The organism is Enterobacter sp. QK-SA4 (genome assembly GCF_056856775.1).
This window is the reverse complement of the sequence record NZ_JBXFXH010000007.1, coordinates 2303645-2320932: the sequence shown is the minus strand read 5'-3', so window position 1 is coordinate 2320932 and position 17288 is coordinate 2303645. Positions and strand designations below refer to the sequence as shown.

Genomic DNA, 17288 nt, shown 5'->3' with positions numbered 1-17288 from the left:
TTAATTTGCGGCGAGCGATGTTGTGTTTTGTTGGCAGGCTTCACAAAACCTGCGCTAAAAAGCTATATCTGAACCTCAAAAACATGTAAACAAATTATCAATAAAATGTTCTTATTTTATCGATGAGTTTACATTTCTGGCTAAGGAACGTTATGACCTCGAAAAAGAGTGCTTCACCCGATCGCGACGATATCAACGATGGCCGGATCGTCTCTTCCCGCCATCTGGTGTCCGAGCGCTGCGCGGAGCTGTCAGAGCTGGAGTACGCGCTGATCATGACCAGCAACGCGTTCAATAAATGGATGGTGCGCTGCATGACGGCAGCCGGCGAACCCGATATGGGCGCATTTGACGTCTCGCTGCTGCATCATGTGAACCACCGCGACCGCAAGAAAAAGCTGGCCGATATCTGCTTCGTCCTCAACGTGGAAGATACCCACGTGGTGACCTATGCCCTGAAAAAGCTGGTCAAAGCGGGCTACGTGACGAGCGAGAAAGCGGGTAAAGAACTCTTTTTCTCTACCACGGAGGAAGGGAAAGCGCTGTGCATGAAGTACCGGGACGTGCGGGAAGCATGTCTGATTGCGATCCACGCGGAGAGCGGCATAGCCGGAAAGTCGATTGGCGAAACCGCGCAGCTGTTACGCACGATCTCCTCCCTGTATGACACCGCCGCCCGCGCGGCGGCATCACTCTAGGGCTAAGGACGTCTGAACAGCGTAATACTGCGTCCGGCCAGTTCGTACTCTACGGTTTCGGTGAACGCTGTCCCGGCGGCAGCGCCATCTGCCGTAGACAACTCCAGCACCCATCCCCCTTCGCCAAACTGCGGGATCTGGAAAGGCACGGTGCCTTCAAACGGGTTGAACAGCATCAGCACGTCGTGCCAGATACCGTCCTCCTGCCGCAGATCCGGCCTGCTGATGGAGACCCCAAGCGTCGAGTCTTCGTCCCACTGCTCGGCCTGCTGCGGACCGCCTCCGGCATTGAACCAGCGGATCTCCAGCCCGTCGCGCCAGCTCTCACGGCGCAGCAGCGGCTGCTGAGCGCGCAGGGCAATCAACCGCCGGGTAAACTCGCGCAGCGCTGCGTCGTTTTCGGATAGCCCCTTCCAGTCGATCCACGAGATCTCGCTGTCCTGGCAGTAACCGTTGTTGTTGCCCTTCTGCGTGCGGCCAAACTCGTCCCCCGCCAGCAGCATCGGCGTGCCGTGGGAAAACAGCAGCGTGGTCAGGAAATTACGCTTCTGTCGTTCGCGGGTAGCAATAATATCCGGGTTCTCCGTCGGCCCTTCTTCGCCATAGTTGTACGAGCGATTGTCATTATGCCCGTCGTTATTGTCCTCACCGTTGTCGGCGTTGTGCTTCTCGTTGTACGACACCAGGTCATTCAGCGTAAAGCCGTCGTGAGCGGTGATGAAGTTAACGCTGGCCCACGGACGACGCCCGCGCAGATCGTACAGATCCCCGGAGCCCAGCAGGCGTGCGGCAAAGTCGGTGGAGACGTTATCGCCCTTCCAGTACTCGCGTACGGTATCGCGGTATTTGTCGTTCCATTCACCCCAGCCCGGCGGGAAACCGCCGACCTGATACCCGCCGGGACCGATATCCCAGGGTTCACCAATCAGCTTGAGTCTCGATAACACCGGATCCTGCGATATGGCGTCGAAGAAACCGCCGCGCGGGTCAAACCCTTCCGGCTCGCGGCCCAGTATCGTCCCCAGGTCGAAACGAAAACCGTCAATGTGCATCGATTCCGCCCAGTAGCGCAGGGAATCCATCACCATCTGCAGCACGCGCGGGTGCGAGGTGTTGACCGTGTTTCCCGTCCCGGTGTCGTTGATGTAGTACCTGTGCTGGTCCGGCAGGGTGCGGTAATAGCTATAGTTATCAATCCCCTTAAACGAGAGTGTGGGGCCAAGCTCATTCCCCTCCGCCGTGTGGTTGTACACCACGTCCAGAATCACCTCGATGCCCGCATCGTGATACGCGCGTACCATGTCGCGAAAGCCCTGGATCCCCGCCGGGCCGTAGTAGCGCGACGCCGGGGCAAAAAAGCCGAGCGTGTTATAGCCCCAGAAGTTCTTCAGGCCGCGGTCGAGCAGGTGCTGGTCGTCGGGGAACCAGTGAACCGGCAGCAGCTCCACCGAGGTGATGCCAAGACTCTTGACGTAGTCGACCGAGGCTTTGTGTCCCATCCCCTCAAACGTCCCGCGCAGCTCGGGCGGGATGGCCGGGTTCATCTGGGTAAAGCCCTTCACGTGACTCTCATAGACGACGGTATGCGGCCAGGGCACGTTTGGCCGGTTGTTGTCCTGCCAGTCGAAAGCGTTCGGGTCGATAACCTTGCATTTCGGCGTGAACGGCGCGCTGTCACGCGTATCAAAGCTCAAATCTAACTCGTCATGCCCCAGCTCATAGCCGAAATGGGCGTCGTTCCAGTCGATATCGCCCACCAGTTCACGGGCATACGGATCGATAAGCAGCTTATGCGGGTTAAAGCGGTGACCGTTTTCCGGATCGTAGGGGCCGTAGACGCGATAGCCGTACAGCGCACCGGGTTTCAGGTCAGGCACATAGCCGTGCCAGACTTCATGGGTATACTCCGGCAGTTCCAGCCGGGCGATTTCCGTTTTTCCGGACGGGTCAAAAAGACAGAGCTCTACACGCTCGGCGTGAGCGGAGAACAGCGCGAAGTTAACCCCTTTTCCGTCATAATTCGCTCCCAACTGCTGACCATGACCGGCCCGAATTTCAAACGTTATATCCTTTGCCATTTTCGTTCTCCACGATTATTCGCAGGTAAGCAGAACCAGTACACATCCCTTTTCTGACGTTAAATCCAGCGTCTCTTGCAGAATGCGGCTTTCACCGCTGAACAGGTCCCGATAGCGCTTCCCGACCAGTTCGTCGGGTATCGCTACCGCGGTATTTACCCACAGCTGATGGTTATCGGTGATAGCAAAAGCCAGACGCGGCACGGCGACAATCAGCGCCTCCTCGTCCTCAACGCGCGCATAGACGATCAGGTTTTCCTCGCGCTCGCCGGAGACCTTAAGCGGAAGCCAGTCGCCGTAGCGGAATAGCGCGTCGTAGTGTGGTCGAAGCCGCAGCAGCGTGGCGGTAACGAACTGCTTAACGCGCCCGTCTCGCCAGCAGGCCGGGTTGTCAAACACCGTGGCATCCGCCGCGCTGAGGTTGTGCACCAGCGCGTTGAAGTCCGGCTCCCGTCGGTTATCCGGGTCGACAAGGCTAAAGTTAAGCGCCTCGCTGCCCTGATAGATATCCGGCACGCCGGGAGCCGTCAGCTTGATCACCGTCTGGCTGAGGCTGTTCATCAGCCCGGCCCGGATAAAGGGCTGCATCGCCTCGCTAAAATCATGCAGGAACAGCGCGTTGTCCGGCGAAAGCAGGTGCCGCGCGTAGCTCAGCACCACGCTCTCATAGCTCTCGTTGCTGTCGATCCAGTCGGTGCGCTGTTTTGCCTCGCGCAGCGCTTTCTCGAGGAAGCCGATAAAACGCGCTTCCAGTGATGCAAGCCCTTCAGCGTCGTCCGGAGACAGCGTGGCGGGCCAGACGCCCGCCAGCGCCTGATAGATCATCCAGGTATCGGCGGCGTTCGGCGCTGTGCCGTCATTGAGAAAACGTACCTGGGTCTGGTTCATCTGTCGCCAGCGGGCCAGGTTCTCACCCCAGCGTTCAGGCGCTTCCGTCAGGGTGTAGAGTCGCGCCCGGGCGTCTTCTCCGCGTTTGGTATCGTGCGTGGAGGTGCCCAGCAGCGCGTCGGGCTGTCGGGCCAGACGAATGCGCATCTCCTGGTGGAAGCGGGATAATGAAAACGCGCGCGGCGTCGGGTCGGTGCCCACTTCATTGAGCGCCAGCTCGAGGTTGTGGCGGAAGAACAGCGTATCTTCAACGGACTTCGCCATCAGCGGTCCGGTAAGCTGCTGGAAGCGGGTTCTGAAAAGCGCGGCGGACTCGCGACAATCTTCCGGCAGGTCGCCGGTAAGAATGCGCACAAGCAGGCTCAGCGCCGCTTCAGACGTCTCCACGCTGGCGACCACGCGGTTAAGCAGCACCACGTCAGGCGGGGTTAATCCCTCCCGGGTGCCGTAGGTGCGGTAGACCGGAAAGGCGATAAGCAGCTCGCGCAGCGCGTGGCGGATCTCCTCGCGCGGCAGCGCAACCTCATTGCGGCGGGCCAGATCGTCAGCAAGGTTAAGCAGCGTGGTGAACTCACCCTCAAAATTGCGATCGGTCATCAGGCCCTTGGCATCGCGCAGTTCCGCGTGGCGATCGACCGTTATCCCCAGCGTTTCGTCGTGGATGGTCTCCAGGCGCGACAGGTTATCATCGTCGACCAGCACTTCCGCCAGCGAGGCGATAAACTCGTAGCCGGTGGTGCCGGATACCGGCCAGTCGGCGGGGAGCTGTTCTCCCTTCGCGAGAATTTTTTCAACCGTGATATAGCAGTCGGGCCCGGTTTTCTGCCGCAGGCGCTGCAGATAGCCCAGCGGATCGGCCAGGCCGTCGACGTGGTCGATTCGCAGGCCGTCCATCACGCCCGCGTGGACCAGCTCCAGGATCAGCCGGTGCGTATCGTCGAAGACCGCCTCATCTTCTACCCGAACGCCGACCAGCCCGGTTATTTCAAAGAAGCGCCGCCACGACAGCTGCTTCGGCGCTTCCCGCCAGGACATCAGGCGCCAGCTTTGCGCGTCGTGCAGTTCGGCAATGCTTTTCTCCTCGCTGTACGTGCCGGGGTTGAGCGGGTACTCGGCGTCATAGTAAACCAGCGCGGCCTTACCTGTGACAGTGTCACGCTTTAGCGTGATTGCCCCCTTCTCCAGCTCCGCCTCAAAGGTGTCGCCGAGGAACGGCAGCGTTAGCGGGCGCGACCCGTCGATATCGAAATAGCGGAAATAGCGGCTCTGCTGGCCGTATTCAATTACGTCTCGCCACCAGGCGTTTTCCAGCGAGGTGGACATATGGTTCGGGACAATGTCCAGAATCAGCCCCATGCCGGCCTGCTTAAGCGCCGCGGCCATGCGGTCGAAACCGTCTCGTCCGCCGATCGCCGGGTCGATTTCATTCGGGTTGGTCACGTCATAGCCGTGGGTGGAACCCGCGGTGGCGGTAAACACGGGCGATGCGTAGAGGTGGCTGATGCCGAGATCTTTCAGGTATGGCACCAGCGCCGCAGCGCGGTCGAAGGTCATGCCGTTACGAAACTGGATGCGGTACGTGGCGGAAGGGATCATAACGATGCTTCTCCATCAGCAAAGCGAACGACAATACCGTTCGGGGGTAAAACGTCAGTGACTTCAGGCCAGGCAAAGCGCGTCTCACCCGCGAGATCGGGCAGCGCGGCGGGCTTATTACCGATATTCAGCGCCAGAGAGAGCGTCCCCGACGGGAAATGCCAGCTCACCGCCACCATGCCGGGCGCGGTCTTGATTACCTTGCCCTCAACGGCGCCGCCATGACGCAGAAGCGGAACGATATGGCGATGACGCAGCGTCAGCAGGTGGCGCGTGAAGCGCAGCCACGTTTTGCCTTCGTCGGTGGCAATCTTATTCCAGTCGAGTTTTGAACGGATGAAGGTGTTCAGGTCGTTCGGATCCGGGACGGTTTCATCGTGCCCGGCATGGCCGGTAAACTCTTTCGCGCGCCCTTCCCGCACCGCCTTTGCCAGATCGCCGTGAAAATCGGTGAAGAACAGGAACGGGTGCGTTTCACCAAACTCCTCGCCCATAAACAGCAGCGGGATATGGGGGGAAAGCAGCAGCGCTGCAAGCAGCACCCGCGTCTTGTCGGCACCGGCCAGGGCGATCAGCCGCTCGCCCTGGGCGCGATTCCCGGTCTGATCGTGGTTCTGAATAAAATCGACGAAGAACTGCGGCGGCTGCGTCTGGCACTCCACCCCGCGGGATTCGCCGGTTTGCAGCGAAATCTCGCCCTGGTAGACAAAGCCTTCCGCCAGCGCCCGGGCGAACTTTTTCTCCGGCTCAAAGGCAAAATCCTGGTAATACGCGTGGGTCTCGCCGGTGGCAAACACGTGGGCAGCGTTGTGGAAGTCATCATTCCACTCGGCGGTGAACAGCGGCGTGTTGCCCTGTTCATCGCGCGGATGCAGGAAAATCACGTTGCGGCTGTCTTCCGTGGTCAGGTGAACGTGGCGGTGCGGGATCGCCTCGCGGATTTTAGCGGCAATCTCCTCCAGAATGTGCGTCTCAGCGCTGTCTTTAATCTGGTCGATGGCGTCAAAGCGCAGGCCATCCAGACGATACTCCGTCAGCCAGTAGAGCGGCGCATCGGTGATGTACTGCCTCACCGGCTCGCGTTCGTAAGCGATGCCGTTGCCCCACGGCGTCATCCGATCTGCATCAAAGAACGCGGGCGACAGCAGAGGCAGATAGTTCCCCTCGGGGCCGAAGTGGTTAAGCACGATATCCAGCACCACGGAAAGCCCCAGCCCGTGCGCGGCGTCGATAAACGCGTGGAAATCCTCCGGCGTACCGTAGGCTGAGTGCGGGGCGTACAGCAGCACGCCGTCATACCCCCAGCCGCGGGTACCGCCAAACTGAGAGACGGGCATCACTTCAAGCTGGGTAATACCGAGCTCTGCCAGATACGGCAGCTTGTCGATGGCGGCCCGGAAGGTGCCCTCCGGGGTAAACGTGCCGATGTGCAGCTCGTAGATAACCGTGTCTTCCCACGGCCGCCCTGCCCAGTCCCGGTTGACCGGCTGATAGCGTTGGGGATCGATAACGATGGAGGGGCCGTTAACGTCGCCCTTTTGCGCGCGCGAGGCGGGATCGGGCACCGTCATGCCGTCCTGCAGAACAAATTGATATTCTGCACCGTGCGTGACGCCGGATATGTCTGCCTGAAACCAGCCGTCGCCAGCTGCCGTCATCGGCACGTCGCCGGCCGCCAGACGTAGCGTAAGTTCTTTCTGTCCTTCTGCCCAGACGCGAAAACGTACAGCGTCATCGGAAATAAACTCAGCACCCCACTGCTTTTGAAATGTCCTGAATTCCATTCATTGTCCTCGAATGACCCACATTTTACGCGGAACGAAGTACAAGCTTAGTTCAGGATTAAAAGTGTGTTAGGCCAGCGAATTTAACCGCTTCGTCTATTCTTTATGAAATTACTCACTACCGGGAATACTATGCAGATTCGAAAAGGACTCAGTACCGACCTCACGCGCCTTGAATGCTGTGACTTTTCTTTCACCATTAGCCACATTGCGCGAGAGCCCTTTATCCACTGCGATTTGCATATCGAAGCCGTCGCCGTGCCCTGGATTAAAACCTACGAGCTCGATATCCAAACCCTTGAAAACCACTGCGTTAATCCGGACGCCATATTTCTTATTGCCGAAACGGATGACGGGGAAATTGCGGGATTTATTACCGCGTCGATCGGCTGGAATAAGTTTATCTCGGTGGATTACATTGCCGTGGAACGCACGAAACGCAGAACCGGCGCCGCGCAAAAATTAATGGCCGCCGCGCACGTGTGGGCCCGCAGCGTAAACGCGCCGGGATTACGGCTTGAAACACAAAATGTGAACGTTTCTGCCTGTCTGTTTTACCGCAACTACGGGTTTACCCTGGGCGGATACGATCGTTATCTCTACAACGCCTTACCGGAAAAGGACGAGATCGCCCTGTTCTGGTATTACATGCTGGTCTAACGGCGCGGCCTTCATATTTCTGTCATTGAATTTCATTACGCTTTCGGGATTTTAACCACGGTGTTGAGGAAAGAAGTGTGAATTCAATGGCTAAGGCATTACTGCTGGCATTACCTGTTTTGAGTGCAACGGCAGCGGCGACGGCCGCCGGGGGCGAGCTGTGTGAACCCAAAGCGTATGAAATGGCGCTGCGCTATCAGCAGAAATCGGCAGAGATCGTGGCCCTTCAGCTGCAGACGTATCGGTTTGCCACCGAGCGTTTCAACGAAAAGGTAAAAGAGCTGAAAACGCCTGAAAATTACGCCGTGGTAATGGACCTGGATGAAACTGTGCTGGATAACACCCCTCTACTGGTGCGCGACGTGGAGCAGTGCCACGACTATACAAAATGGGACACCTGGAGCGACTGGGAGAAACAGGGAAAACCCGGCTTAATTCCGGGCGCAAAAGCGTTTCTTGACCATGTGAATCAAAGCAAGGTCCGTATCTATTATGTCTCGGACCGCATGCAGGAAAACAAAGCCGATACGCTCAGGACGTTAAAAGCTCTGGGACTTCCACAGGTGTCCGATGAAAGCGTGCTTCTGGACACGGTCAGCAAGGAAGAGCGTCGCCAGAGCATCCTCAAAAAGCAGCAGATCGTGATGCTTTTTGGCGACAGCCTGCCGGATTTCGCCGTTCAGTTTAAAAATAAAAAGCCGAGCGAGCAGCAGCGTGAGCTGGTTGAGGCCAGCGCGGAACACTTCGGTAACGACTGGATTGTGCTGCCAAATGCCGCTTATGGCTCCTGGTCCAAAGCCACGCCGGACAGCTGGAACGCACCTCTGAAAAAATAACGTGTTACGAGCCGGGAAAGGCAGCATCGCCACCCGGCTTCTGCGCTGTGCTATCCACTGCGTTTATAGGTCCTATCATTTCTGGGCAGGTTCTTATAATTTTACGAAGAAGTAAGATGAGCGCTTTCAAAGGAGACTCGTATGCTTACCGTGAAAAAACTTGCTCTTTCTACGCTGATTTCCAGTTCATTGCTTTTCTACCCTGCGCTGCAGGCGGCGGCAGAGACGCCCCAGCACGTCGTTAAACAACCGGCGGGCGGATACAGCGTTCAGGTCGGCGACGTTCTGGTCACCTCGTTTACGGACGGGACCGTCGCGCAGGATCTGCACAAGCTGCTGCGCCGGACAACGCCGCAAAAAATCGATGCGCTGCTCGCGAAAAATTTCCAGACCAACCCGCCTGAAGTGTCCATTAACGCGTTCCTGATTGCGATGCCCGGACATAAAATTCTGGTAGATACGGGCTCAGGCCAGCTCTTTGGCCCCGGCAACGGCGGACGTCTGATTGAGAGCCTCGCCACCCAGGGGGTAAAACCCGAGGACATTACTGAAGTCCTGCTGACCCACGCCCACTCCGATCACGCGGGCGGCCTGGTGAAAGACGGCAAGGTGGTGTTCAGCAACGCGCGCGTTTTCGTTGGTAAACCGGACGTCGACTTTTTCTTTAACGACGAGAATCAGAAAAAAACCGGCTACGGCAGGAACTACTTTGACGTCGCGCAGAAGACCTTAAAACCCTATCTTGACGCCGGTAAAGTGGTGCCTTTTAGCGGCACATCGGAGATTCTCCCGGGGCTGACCGGCACGGTTCATCCCGGCCATACGCCCGGCTCAGCCTTCTACACGCTGACGAGCAAAGGCGAGAAGATCACCTTTGTAGGCGACATCATTCATGCCGCGGCGGTACAGTTCCCGCAGCCTGACGTGACCATTACCTACGATGAAGATCAGAACAAAGCCGCAAGCGTGCGCGAACACGCGTTTGCCGACTTTGTGAAAAATAAAGACCTGGTCGCCGCGCCCCATCTGCCTTTCCCGGGTATCGGGTATGTCACCAAAGGCGAAAACGGCGGCTATGCCTGGGTCCCTGTGACCTATACCAACCGGGACGCCGGCAGCGCGAAATAAGATGACGCCCAGCCCTGACATGGACATAGACCTGATCCTGACCCTGGACGCCCTGCTTCAGGACAGGAATATCACCCATGCGGCCGCGCGGCTGGGCATCAGCCAGCCCGCGCTGTCCGCTCGTCTCGCGCGTCTGCGAACGCTGTTTGGCGAACAGCTGTTTATTCCTTCCCCACATGGACGTGGGGTGCTGCCCACGCCGCGAGCGGAAGCGCTTAAGCCTCAGGTGGAGAGCGTGCTGCGCGGCATCAGCGCGCTGTTTGCCCCCACTACGTTTGATGCCCAGACCAGTACCCGGACCTTTGTTATCGCCCTGCACGAAAACCCGGCGCTGATGCTGGGCACCGGGCTGCTTAACCAGGTGGGTACCGCTGCTCCCGATATTCGCCTGCGCTTCGCCCTGCCACAGATGTCCGAACTGGCGCAGCAGCTGGAAAACGGAGATGTGGATATCTACATCGGCGTAAGCGCGGGCGCCCATGACGGCTGGGTGAGACGCAAACTGCTCGACGATACGTTTGCCACCGCCCAGCGCAAAGGCCATCCGCGCGGGACCGGAGCGTTAGATCTGGAAAGCTACTGCGCGCTTTCTCATCTGGTGGTGTCATCGGCGGGAGATCCATTTACCGGCTTTGTCGATCAAACCCTGGCCGGGCTGGGCTACCAGCGGTACGTCGCGATGTCCACGCAGAGCTACGCCGTGGCGCCTGCGCTTGTTGCCGGTACCGACCTGGTGTGCACCCTGCCGGAACGGATGCTGAAACAGTTTGCCAGCACGCTGGATCTCTTTGCGCCGCCGCTGCCGCTCCAGCCGATTACCATCTACATGTACTGGCACCCGAAAAACAGCCAGGATCCGGCGAATGCCTGGCTGCGCGAGCAGCTGCTGCAGGCCGCCGGGCGTCAGGTCTGATCGAGGGTAATCAGGAATTTTTTAAGCACTTCTGAGCGAATAATCCGGTGGCAAACCAGCGTCAGCTCGCTTTCACGGAGCCGGTCGAGGATGTCCACGTAAACCACGTTCTCGACGCTCACCGCCTTTGCCGACGCGGGCAGCAGCGCCAGCCCAAACCCCGCCGAGACCAGGCTTATCACCGTGGGCACGTCGGTCGCGTTTTGTACCACGTCCGGCTGAAAGCCCGCCCCGCTGCAGGCGTCATAAAAATACTGTTCCAGCCCCATTCCCTCCGGGTCGCGCAGGGAGATCCACTTTTCGTCCTTCACCGACGAAAGAGTCAGCGCGGAAGATCCCGCCAGCGGATGCTGACGATACAGCGCCAGCACCGTTTTCTCTGACGTGAACGGGCGGCTTTGCAGATCGTCAGGCAGCGACGGCAGCGGCGCCCGGATAATAGCCACATCGAGCTGGTTGCTCTGCACGGCCGCGTAGAGCGTCTGCACGTTTCCCGTCACCAGCGACATGGTAATGGCCGGCCAGCGCGTATGCATCTGGCGCAGCGCGGCGGGCAGCCTGCCGTCAAACATCGCGCTCGACACGCACCCCAGATTTAATACCCCCTGCTCGCCCCTTGCCGTTTGCCTGGCGTCCAGAACCGCCTGCTCGGTGAGGGAAATGGCGAGCCTGGCTTTCACCAGAAACGCTTCGCCCGCAGGCGTCAGGGTTAAGCGGCGGTTCGCCCGGCTGAAAAGCGTGACGCCTAAACGTTCTTCCAGCGCCTTTATCTGCTGGCTCAGGGCCGGTTGCGCCATGTTCAGACGCTCAGCGGCCCGGTGCATGTGGAGCTCTTCGGCCACCACGATGAAATGGCGCATCTGACGAAACTGCACGGAACGCTTCCTTTTTTGATATGGATTTACTTATCAATTTAGCATTAACGATGCAATTGATGATATTGGTCATTGCCATAAAAATGGAGGTATTCAACCGAGGGAGTAAAATATGAAAAACAAGATTAACGATCTCCGCAGCGCCATCGCCCTGCTTCAGAGCCACGAAGGGCAGTATCTTGAAACTGATTATCCGGTCGATCCCAACGCGGAGCTGGCGGGAGTCTACCGCCATATAGGCGCGGGCGGCACGGTAAAACGTCCCACCCGTACGGGACCGGCCATGATGTTCAACAGCGTGAAGGGCTATCCGGGCTCCCGCATCCTGGTGGGCATGCACGCCAGCCGCGAGCGCGCGGCGCTCCTTCTGGGCTGCGAGCCCTCTGAGCTGGCAAAACACGTCGGCCAGGCGGTGAAAAAGCCGGTTGCGCCGGTTGTCGTTCCGGCCTCGCAGGCGCCCTGCCAGGAACAGGTTTTCTACGCAGACGATCCTGACTTCGACCTGCGCAAGCTGCTTCCGGCACCGACAAACACGCCGATTGATGCCGGCCCGTTCTTCTGTCTGGGGCTGGTGCTGGCAAGCGATCCGGAAGACAGCTCGCTGACGGATGTCACCATTCACCGCCTCTGCGTCCAGGAGCGCGACGAGCTTTCCATGTTCCTTGCCGCCGGTCGCCACATCGAAGTCTTCCGCAAAAAGGCGGAAGAGGCCGGAAAACCGCTGCCGGTGACGATCAATATGGGTCTCGATCCCGCCATCTATATCGGCGCGTGCTTTGAGGCGCCCACCACGCCGTTTGGCTACAACGAGCTGGGCGTCGCCGGGGCGCTGCGCCAGCAGCCGGTCGAACTGGTGCAGGGCGTGGCGGTAAAAGAGAAAGCGATCGCGCGGGCGGAAATCATCATCGAGGGCGAACTGCTTCCGGGCGTGCGCGTAAGAGAAGATCAGCACACCAATACCGGCCACGCGATGCCGGAGTTCCCGGGCTACTGCGGCGAGGCGAACCCGTCCCTGCCCGTGATCAAAGTGAAAGCGGTGACCATGCGAAACCACGCGATCCTGCAAACGCTGGTGGGACCGGGAGAAGAGCATACCACCCTGGCCGGTTTACCGACGGAAGCCAGCATCCGCAATGCCGTTGAAGAGGCGATTCCGGGCTTCCTGCAAAACGTCTATGCGCATACCGCGGGCGGCGGTAAATTCCTCGGGATCCTGCAGGTGAAAAAGCGCCAGCCGTCAGACGAAGGACGTCAGGGCCAGGCGGCGCTGATTGCCTTAGCCACCTATTCGGAGCTGAAGAACATCATTCTTGTCGACGAAGACGTGGATATTTTCGACAGCGACGACATCCTGTGGGCGATGACCACCCGCATGCAGGGCGATGTCAGCATCACCAATATTCCGGGGATCCGCGGCCACCAGCTGGATCCGTCCCAGTCGCCGGATTACAGCACTTCGATTCGCGGAAACGGCATTTCCTGCAAAACCATCTTTGACTGCACGGTGCCGTGGGCGCTGAAGGAACGCTTCGAGCGCGCGCCGTTTATGGAAGTGGATCCGCGTCCGTGGGCGCCGGAGCTGTTCGCTGATAAGAAATAGGGAAAGTTTCGGGCGTATGGCCAGCAGGTCATACGCTGATTTTCTTATCAAGCGTGGCAATATTTTTATCTGCCTTTCTCTCCACCGAGAAACGATCGACGCTCAGCAAAATGAGCATCAGCCCCCTGCCGCTCTCCAGTAACGGCGAGATTTCGCAGAAGCGGTCTCGTCGGGCGGCCTCAAGCCGCTCCAGCGGGAATGCATCGCCCGCGTCGGTAAAGACAACGCGGACATTATGGTCCCGGATGTCGAACTCTACGCTAAATGCGCGTGAGGCATCCTCATGCAGCGCGTGCCGGATAATATTCGTCGCCACTTCACAGACGGCCAGGTCGAGCGCGAAACGCCACTCATCGTCAACGGCAAGCGCGCTCAGACGGTCTCCCAGCCAGCCAGCAAGCGGCGTCAGGGAGCCGAGCTCCGCCGGAAATTCCGCATGCTCCGGCGTCTGCATCTACTGCCCCAGCTGCGCAAGCGCGCTGTTTTTATCCGGATAGATGCGGAAGATGCGATCCATTCGGGTCAGGGTGAACATATTCATGATCCCGGGATTCAGGGAGCACAGCGCCATTTCGCCCTTACCGTTCATCAGCTTAAACAACGACACCAGCATCCCCAGTCCGCTGCTGTCGATAAAGTCCACTTTGCTAAAATCGACAATTAAGGCTTTACGATCGTTGCCAATTTCTTCCGTGACAGTAGCCTTAAACGTCGCGGCAATGGACGCATCCAGCCGCCGGACCGCTGGCGTAAGAATGTTGGCATGCGGTAATCGTTCAGTGTTAATAATCATTCTGTTCTCCCTGACGCTCAATCGCTAACAGTGAAACGTCATCGGTTAAGGCGGTCGGTTCATGTCTATTTGCATTGCGCCAGCCGGTCAGGTGTTGGCCGAACCGCGGCAGGAGCTCGTCAACCGGCAGATGGGCATGCTCATGAAGCCAGCGTTCCAGACGTTGCGGGCCAAACTGCTCGCCATCGCTGTTCTCACACTCCGTGATGCCGTCACTGAATAAGCATAAGCGATCCCCTGGATTGAGGGTAAAAGCGACGTCCTCCCAGCTCAGGTCGGGCATCAGTCCGACAGGCGGTCCACCTTCGCCAACGTAAGTGACGGCACTCTCTGCGTTCACAATCACGGGAGTAGGATGCCCCGCCTGACACAACAGTCCCTGACCACTAACGGGGTCGATCACGCCGTAGATGATGGTGAAATAGCTGGTGATGTCGTTTTCTTCACTGCAAAAGCGGCTGTTCAGTATTCTGACGACCTCGGCAGGCGACTGAATTCCGCCCTCTGCGGTAAACAAAAAACGGTCCACCACCCGGCCGTGCAGGAACTGACGCGCCACGGCCAGGGACATCATCGCGGCCCCCACGCCGTGACCGGACACGTCCACGCAATAGAACCCCAGATGAGAGTCCAGAGGAAAAATATTGAAGACATCGCCCGATACCCAGGCAGACGGTAAGAAAAGCCAGTCGGAAAAGTAGTCCCCGAAGCGCAGGCGGTGTGAAGGCAGCACCGAGTGCTGAACGCGCGCCGCCAGTTCAAGATCCTGTTCAATCTGGCGTAACGCTTCACTCAGGCGCTTATTATGCGCCGCAAGGGTCGCTTCCAGCGTCAAAATACGTACCCCGGCATGGAGCCGCGCCCGTAGCTCAGCCTGTTCGACAGGTTTGCTTAAAAAATCATCCGCCCCGGCATCAAAACCCTGCGTTAAATCTCCTGCATTCTCGCGGGCCGTGAGCAGAATGATATACACATAGTGGCCAAACTGACGGCTGCGGATCGTCTGACAGAGCGTAAGCCCGTCCATTTCCGGCATCTCCCAGTCGCTTATCACCATGCTGATCGGCTGGCTGGACAATATTTCCAGCGCGGCGACGCCATTTTCCGCCTCGCTCACGATATACCCCCACTGGGTGAGCATTCGGGAGAGTAACCTACGATAAATCAGCGAATCTTCAACGATTAACACGTGCAGCGCTGACATGTATCCCTCCTATAGCGGTAAGAACCAGATGAGGCTCACGGTCCCTTCCCTGAATTTTGCGTTACCGTTGCCGTGCCCCGGATAGCGCGTCCCGGCATAGTTTGCGTACTGGATGGAGAACGAACCCGGCGTATAGCCCGCATAGCCAAAGCTGTAGCTGTAATCGCCGTTCCAGGGCTGCTGCTGGCTGCTGTCCGGGAACCAGAACGCCGTTGCGCGAACGAAGAAATGTTGTTTGAAGGTATAGCCGCAGCCGCCGAGCATGACGTTTTTATTTTTGCGGATGTCATCGCTGCTGAGGTCGTAGTAGCGCGGAACCCAGCTGTACCCGACCTGGCAAATGATAGAGTCGCCTTTATTAATCAGGAGCGAGTTTTCAACCGGTTTCGGTAGCGAAAACTTATAGGCCAGCGTAAAGGCGCCCTGCTCGAAATAGGTGTGTCTCCGACTACCCGACGTCCAGAAGTGGTTATCGCCGTAGTTGCCGTAGACCAGGCTGAACGTATTGGCATGCCAGTCGTCATAGCCGAAGCTGTAGCGAAAATCGGCGGTATAGCGGGTGGTATCTCTGACCGGCAACCGGGAGGTGATATTGGCAAACCAGAAGCTGTAGGGGGAATACTGCAGGCTAAGGTTCAGCGTCTGGTTAATTTTTTTCGCCTGAGCGGCACTATCCGAGCTGTTGGGCACGCTCACCATCTGCTCTTTCAGCCCAGAACTAAAGCTCAGGGCGCCTGAAAATTTCTTGTCATTTCCTGAGAACAGGCGCCCCCACCGGCTGGTAAATACGCCTGCCTGAACGGGCTCGCCGTTCTTATCGCGCAACGTCTCTTTCTCACTGCTTTGCGCCGCATCCGCCGCGGGTATTGCGGCGAGTAAGAAGCCCGCCAGGAGCCATTTTCCGCGCATAACCGCCATCCTTAGTTAGGTATCCAGCGTGCTGCGACGTTGTATTTTGCCATGAACCACAAAATGCCCAGTGCCGCAGCATGCACTAACGTATTTTCTATCCAGGCATGACGCCACAAATCGAAGGTGATGAACTGACTCACCAGCAGCACCACGTACACATGCAAAATGAAGGTATAAAGCGAGTGCTGGCCTAACGGAATAAGAAACCATCCCAGCAGGCGGTTGAGCGGCGTCCAGCAGTATGTCAGCACCAGATAGACGGTAACCATCAGGGCGATGTCGTTTAACACCCGCACCGGGCCCAGCCCATTTTTCGCCGCCCAGGTGTGATAAAAGGTGTTGAAGCTGTCAGGCGGAATCACGTGCATCAGCAGCGCGGGGGGCATAAACGGGTTGGTATGGTTCTGTGCTATGAACCCCAGAATGAGCGCCACTATCACCAGCGCAACCACCACCACTTTACCTGCAGGCGTGCGTGCGAAAGAGATCAGTTCGGCTTTATACCACCCGCTGGCCATGCCCAGAACAAAGATGAATTGCCAGGCCAGCAGCGGAAAGGCAAATTCGAATTCCGACGGCGTCAGCCGGAGCGGCCACCGCTGCCACAGGCCGTATACCAGCAGAGACGCCCCCAGCAGCCACCAGACGTTACCCTTCTGTAGCATCCCCAAAAATAGCGGACTCAGTAGCAGCAAAAAGATATACAGCCCCAGAATTTGGGTCTGATGGGGGCCAATCTGCAAATAGAGGATAATGTTGAACCAGGTCTCTTTTATTTGCGGAGTGACCGGATAAAGCGACCAGCTTTCACCCGAAAAGCGGTCGGTAAAATGAGTGACCTCGAAAAGATTAATATGCGGGATATAGGCCAGGAGAATAAACGACACTATGATAATGATATTTACACGATATATTTTCCACGCTCTGAGATAAAGCCCCCACGAAACCGTGAGTAATACAACCTTTTGCAGGCGAGCGCGATTCAACATCCCCAACATAAATCCCGAGAGAATGACAAAACCTTCTGCACCTGTGGTTAATCCAAAACGCTCCCAGGAGAATATATTAAATATCGACATGACCTCCGTATGCGCCACGACCATCATGACGAGAGCAATGCCGCGCATAAAGTCAATTCTCAGGTCCCGGGCACCTGCAATGGCATACCGCCATGATGTTGATTTTACTATATCCGCTTGCGCGATCGGCGGCGCAACATGGCTCATAGTGTGTCCTTTGCCTGAAAACGAAAATCAAGGTCTAAATAAAGTAGATAGACTAAAGGAATAGTAACTGCAATTTATCGCCGGCAGATGAGGTGTA

At 57.7% G+C, this 17288-nt stretch carries 15 protein-coding genes; 6 read left to right on the top strand and 9 right to left on the bottom strand.

Translation table 11 applies throughout. The annotated features are described in order from the left end of the window. The first annotated feature begins 152 nt into the window (after positions 1-152). The gene (locus AC1VYI_RS12555) at positions 153-698 is read left to right on the top strand and encodes a winged helix DNA-binding protein (RefSeq protein ID WP_023311843.1); all 546 of its coding nucleotides are present in this window, start codon (positions 153-155) and stop codon (positions 696-698) included. A 2-nt stretch (positions 699-700) separates the two neighbouring features. Here the strand turns inward: AC1VYI_RS12555 and glgX are convergent, their stop codons facing one another. Genes glgX through treZ form a run of 3 tightly spaced genes read right to left on the bottom strand, consistent with a single transcriptional unit; the run spans position 701 to position 7044 of the window. Continuing rightward, positions 701-2776, bottom strand: coding sequence for a glycogen debranching protein GlgX (glgX, locus tag AC1VYI_RS12550; protein WP_134866178.1), 2076 nt, complete (start codon positions 2774-2776; stop codon positions 701-703). A gap of 15 nt (positions 2777-2791) precedes the next feature. Then, entirely contained in the window at positions 2792-5260 is a 2469-nt protein-coding gene (gene treY / locus AC1VYI_RS12545) for a malto-oligosyltrehalose synthase (RefSeq protein ID WP_134866177.1), read from the bottom strand. Continuing rightward, positions 5257-7044, bottom strand: a complete 1788-nt coding sequence (treZ, locus tag AC1VYI_RS12540) for a malto-oligosyltrehalose trehalohydrolase (RefSeq protein ID WP_332953977.1) — start codon at positions 7042-7044, stop codon at positions 5257-5259. Before treZ ends, treY begins: the two co-directional genes overlap by 4 nt. A gap of 132 nt (positions 7045-7176) precedes the next feature. Between treZ and AC1VYI_RS12535 the strand changes: the two genes are divergently transcribed. The 4 genes from AC1VYI_RS12535 (at position 7177) to AC1VYI_RS12520 (ending at position 10581) form a co-directional block, all read left to right on the top strand. Next, positions 7177-7704, top strand: a complete 528-nt coding sequence (locus AC1VYI_RS12535) for a GNAT family N-acetyltransferase (RefSeq protein ID WP_029741295.1) — start codon at positions 7177-7179, stop codon at positions 7702-7704. Between the two features lie 86 nt (positions 7705-7790). Further along, complete coding sequence (locus AC1VYI_RS12530; protein WP_264181431.1) at positions 7791-8540, top strand: 5'-nucleotidase, lipoprotein e(P4) family; 750 nt, start codon at positions 7791-7793, stop codon at positions 8538-8540. Positions 8541-8681: 141 nt separating this feature from the next. Then, positions 8682-9668 carry an MBL fold metallo-hydrolase gene (locus AC1VYI_RS12525; RefSeq protein WP_047741889.1) on the top strand — a complete coding sequence of 329 codons (987 nt, stop codon included), beginning with the start codon at positions 8682-8684 and terminating at the stop codon, positions 9666-9668. A 1-nt stretch (position 9669) separates the two neighbouring features. Further along, positions 9670-10581 carry a LysR family transcriptional regulator gene (locus AC1VYI_RS12520; RefSeq protein ID WP_134866175.1) on the top strand — a complete coding sequence of 304 codons (912 nt, stop codon included), beginning with the start codon at positions 9670-9672 and terminating at the stop codon, positions 10579-10581. Here AC1VYI_RS12520 and AC1VYI_RS12515 read toward each other — a convergent pair. After that, positions 10572-11456, bottom strand: coding sequence for a LysR substrate-binding domain-containing protein (locus AC1VYI_RS12515; protein WP_047741891.1), 885 nt, complete (start codon positions 11454-11456; stop codon positions 10572-10574). The two genes, AC1VYI_RS12520 and AC1VYI_RS12515, sit on opposite strands and share 10 nt — an antisense overlap. Before the next feature lie 112 nt (positions 11457-11568). Here AC1VYI_RS12515 and AC1VYI_RS12510 point away from each other — a divergent pair, with 112 nt between their 5' ends. Continuing rightward, a complete protein-coding gene (locus AC1VYI_RS12510; RefSeq protein ID WP_134866174.1) occupies positions 11569-13056 on the top strand; it encodes a UbiD family decarboxylase in 1488 nt (495 codons plus the stop codon). A gap of 28 nt (positions 13057-13084) precedes the next feature. Here AC1VYI_RS12510 and AC1VYI_RS12505 read toward each other — a convergent pair whose 3' ends face one another. From AC1VYI_RS12505 to opgC, 5 genes are read right to left on the bottom strand one after another with little or no spacing between them, the layout of a single operon-like run. Further along, the gene (locus tag AC1VYI_RS12505; RefSeq protein WP_047741893.1) at positions 13085-13510 is read right to left on the bottom strand and encodes an ATP-binding protein; all 426 of its coding nucleotides are present in this window, start codon (positions 13508-13510) and stop codon (positions 13085-13087) included. Then, positions 13511-13849, bottom strand: coding sequence for an STAS domain-containing protein (locus AC1VYI_RS12500; RefSeq protein ID WP_023311854.1), 339 nt, complete (start codon positions 13847-13849; stop codon positions 13511-13513). Further along, positions 13839-15053 (bottom strand): PP2C family protein-serine/threonine phosphatase, encoded by a 1215-nt coding sequence (locus tag AC1VYI_RS12495; protein WP_045356175.1) that lies wholly within the window; start codon positions 15051-15053, stop codon positions 13839-13841. Before AC1VYI_RS12495 ends, AC1VYI_RS12500 begins: the two co-directional genes overlap by 11 nt. Positions 15054-15062: 9 nt before the next feature. After that, on the bottom strand, positions 15063-15962 hold the full coding sequence (locus AC1VYI_RS12490; RefSeq protein ID WP_226483830.1) for a hypothetical protein: 900 nt from the start codon (positions 15960-15962) through the stop codon (positions 15063-15065). Between the two features lie 11 nt (positions 15963-15973). Continuing rightward, on the bottom strand, positions 15974-17191 hold the full coding sequence (gene opgC, locus AC1VYI_RS12485; protein ID WP_226483832.1) for an OpgC domain-containing protein: 1218 nt from the start codon (positions 17189-17191) through the stop codon (positions 15974-15976). Positions 17192-17288: the final 97 nt, after the last annotated feature.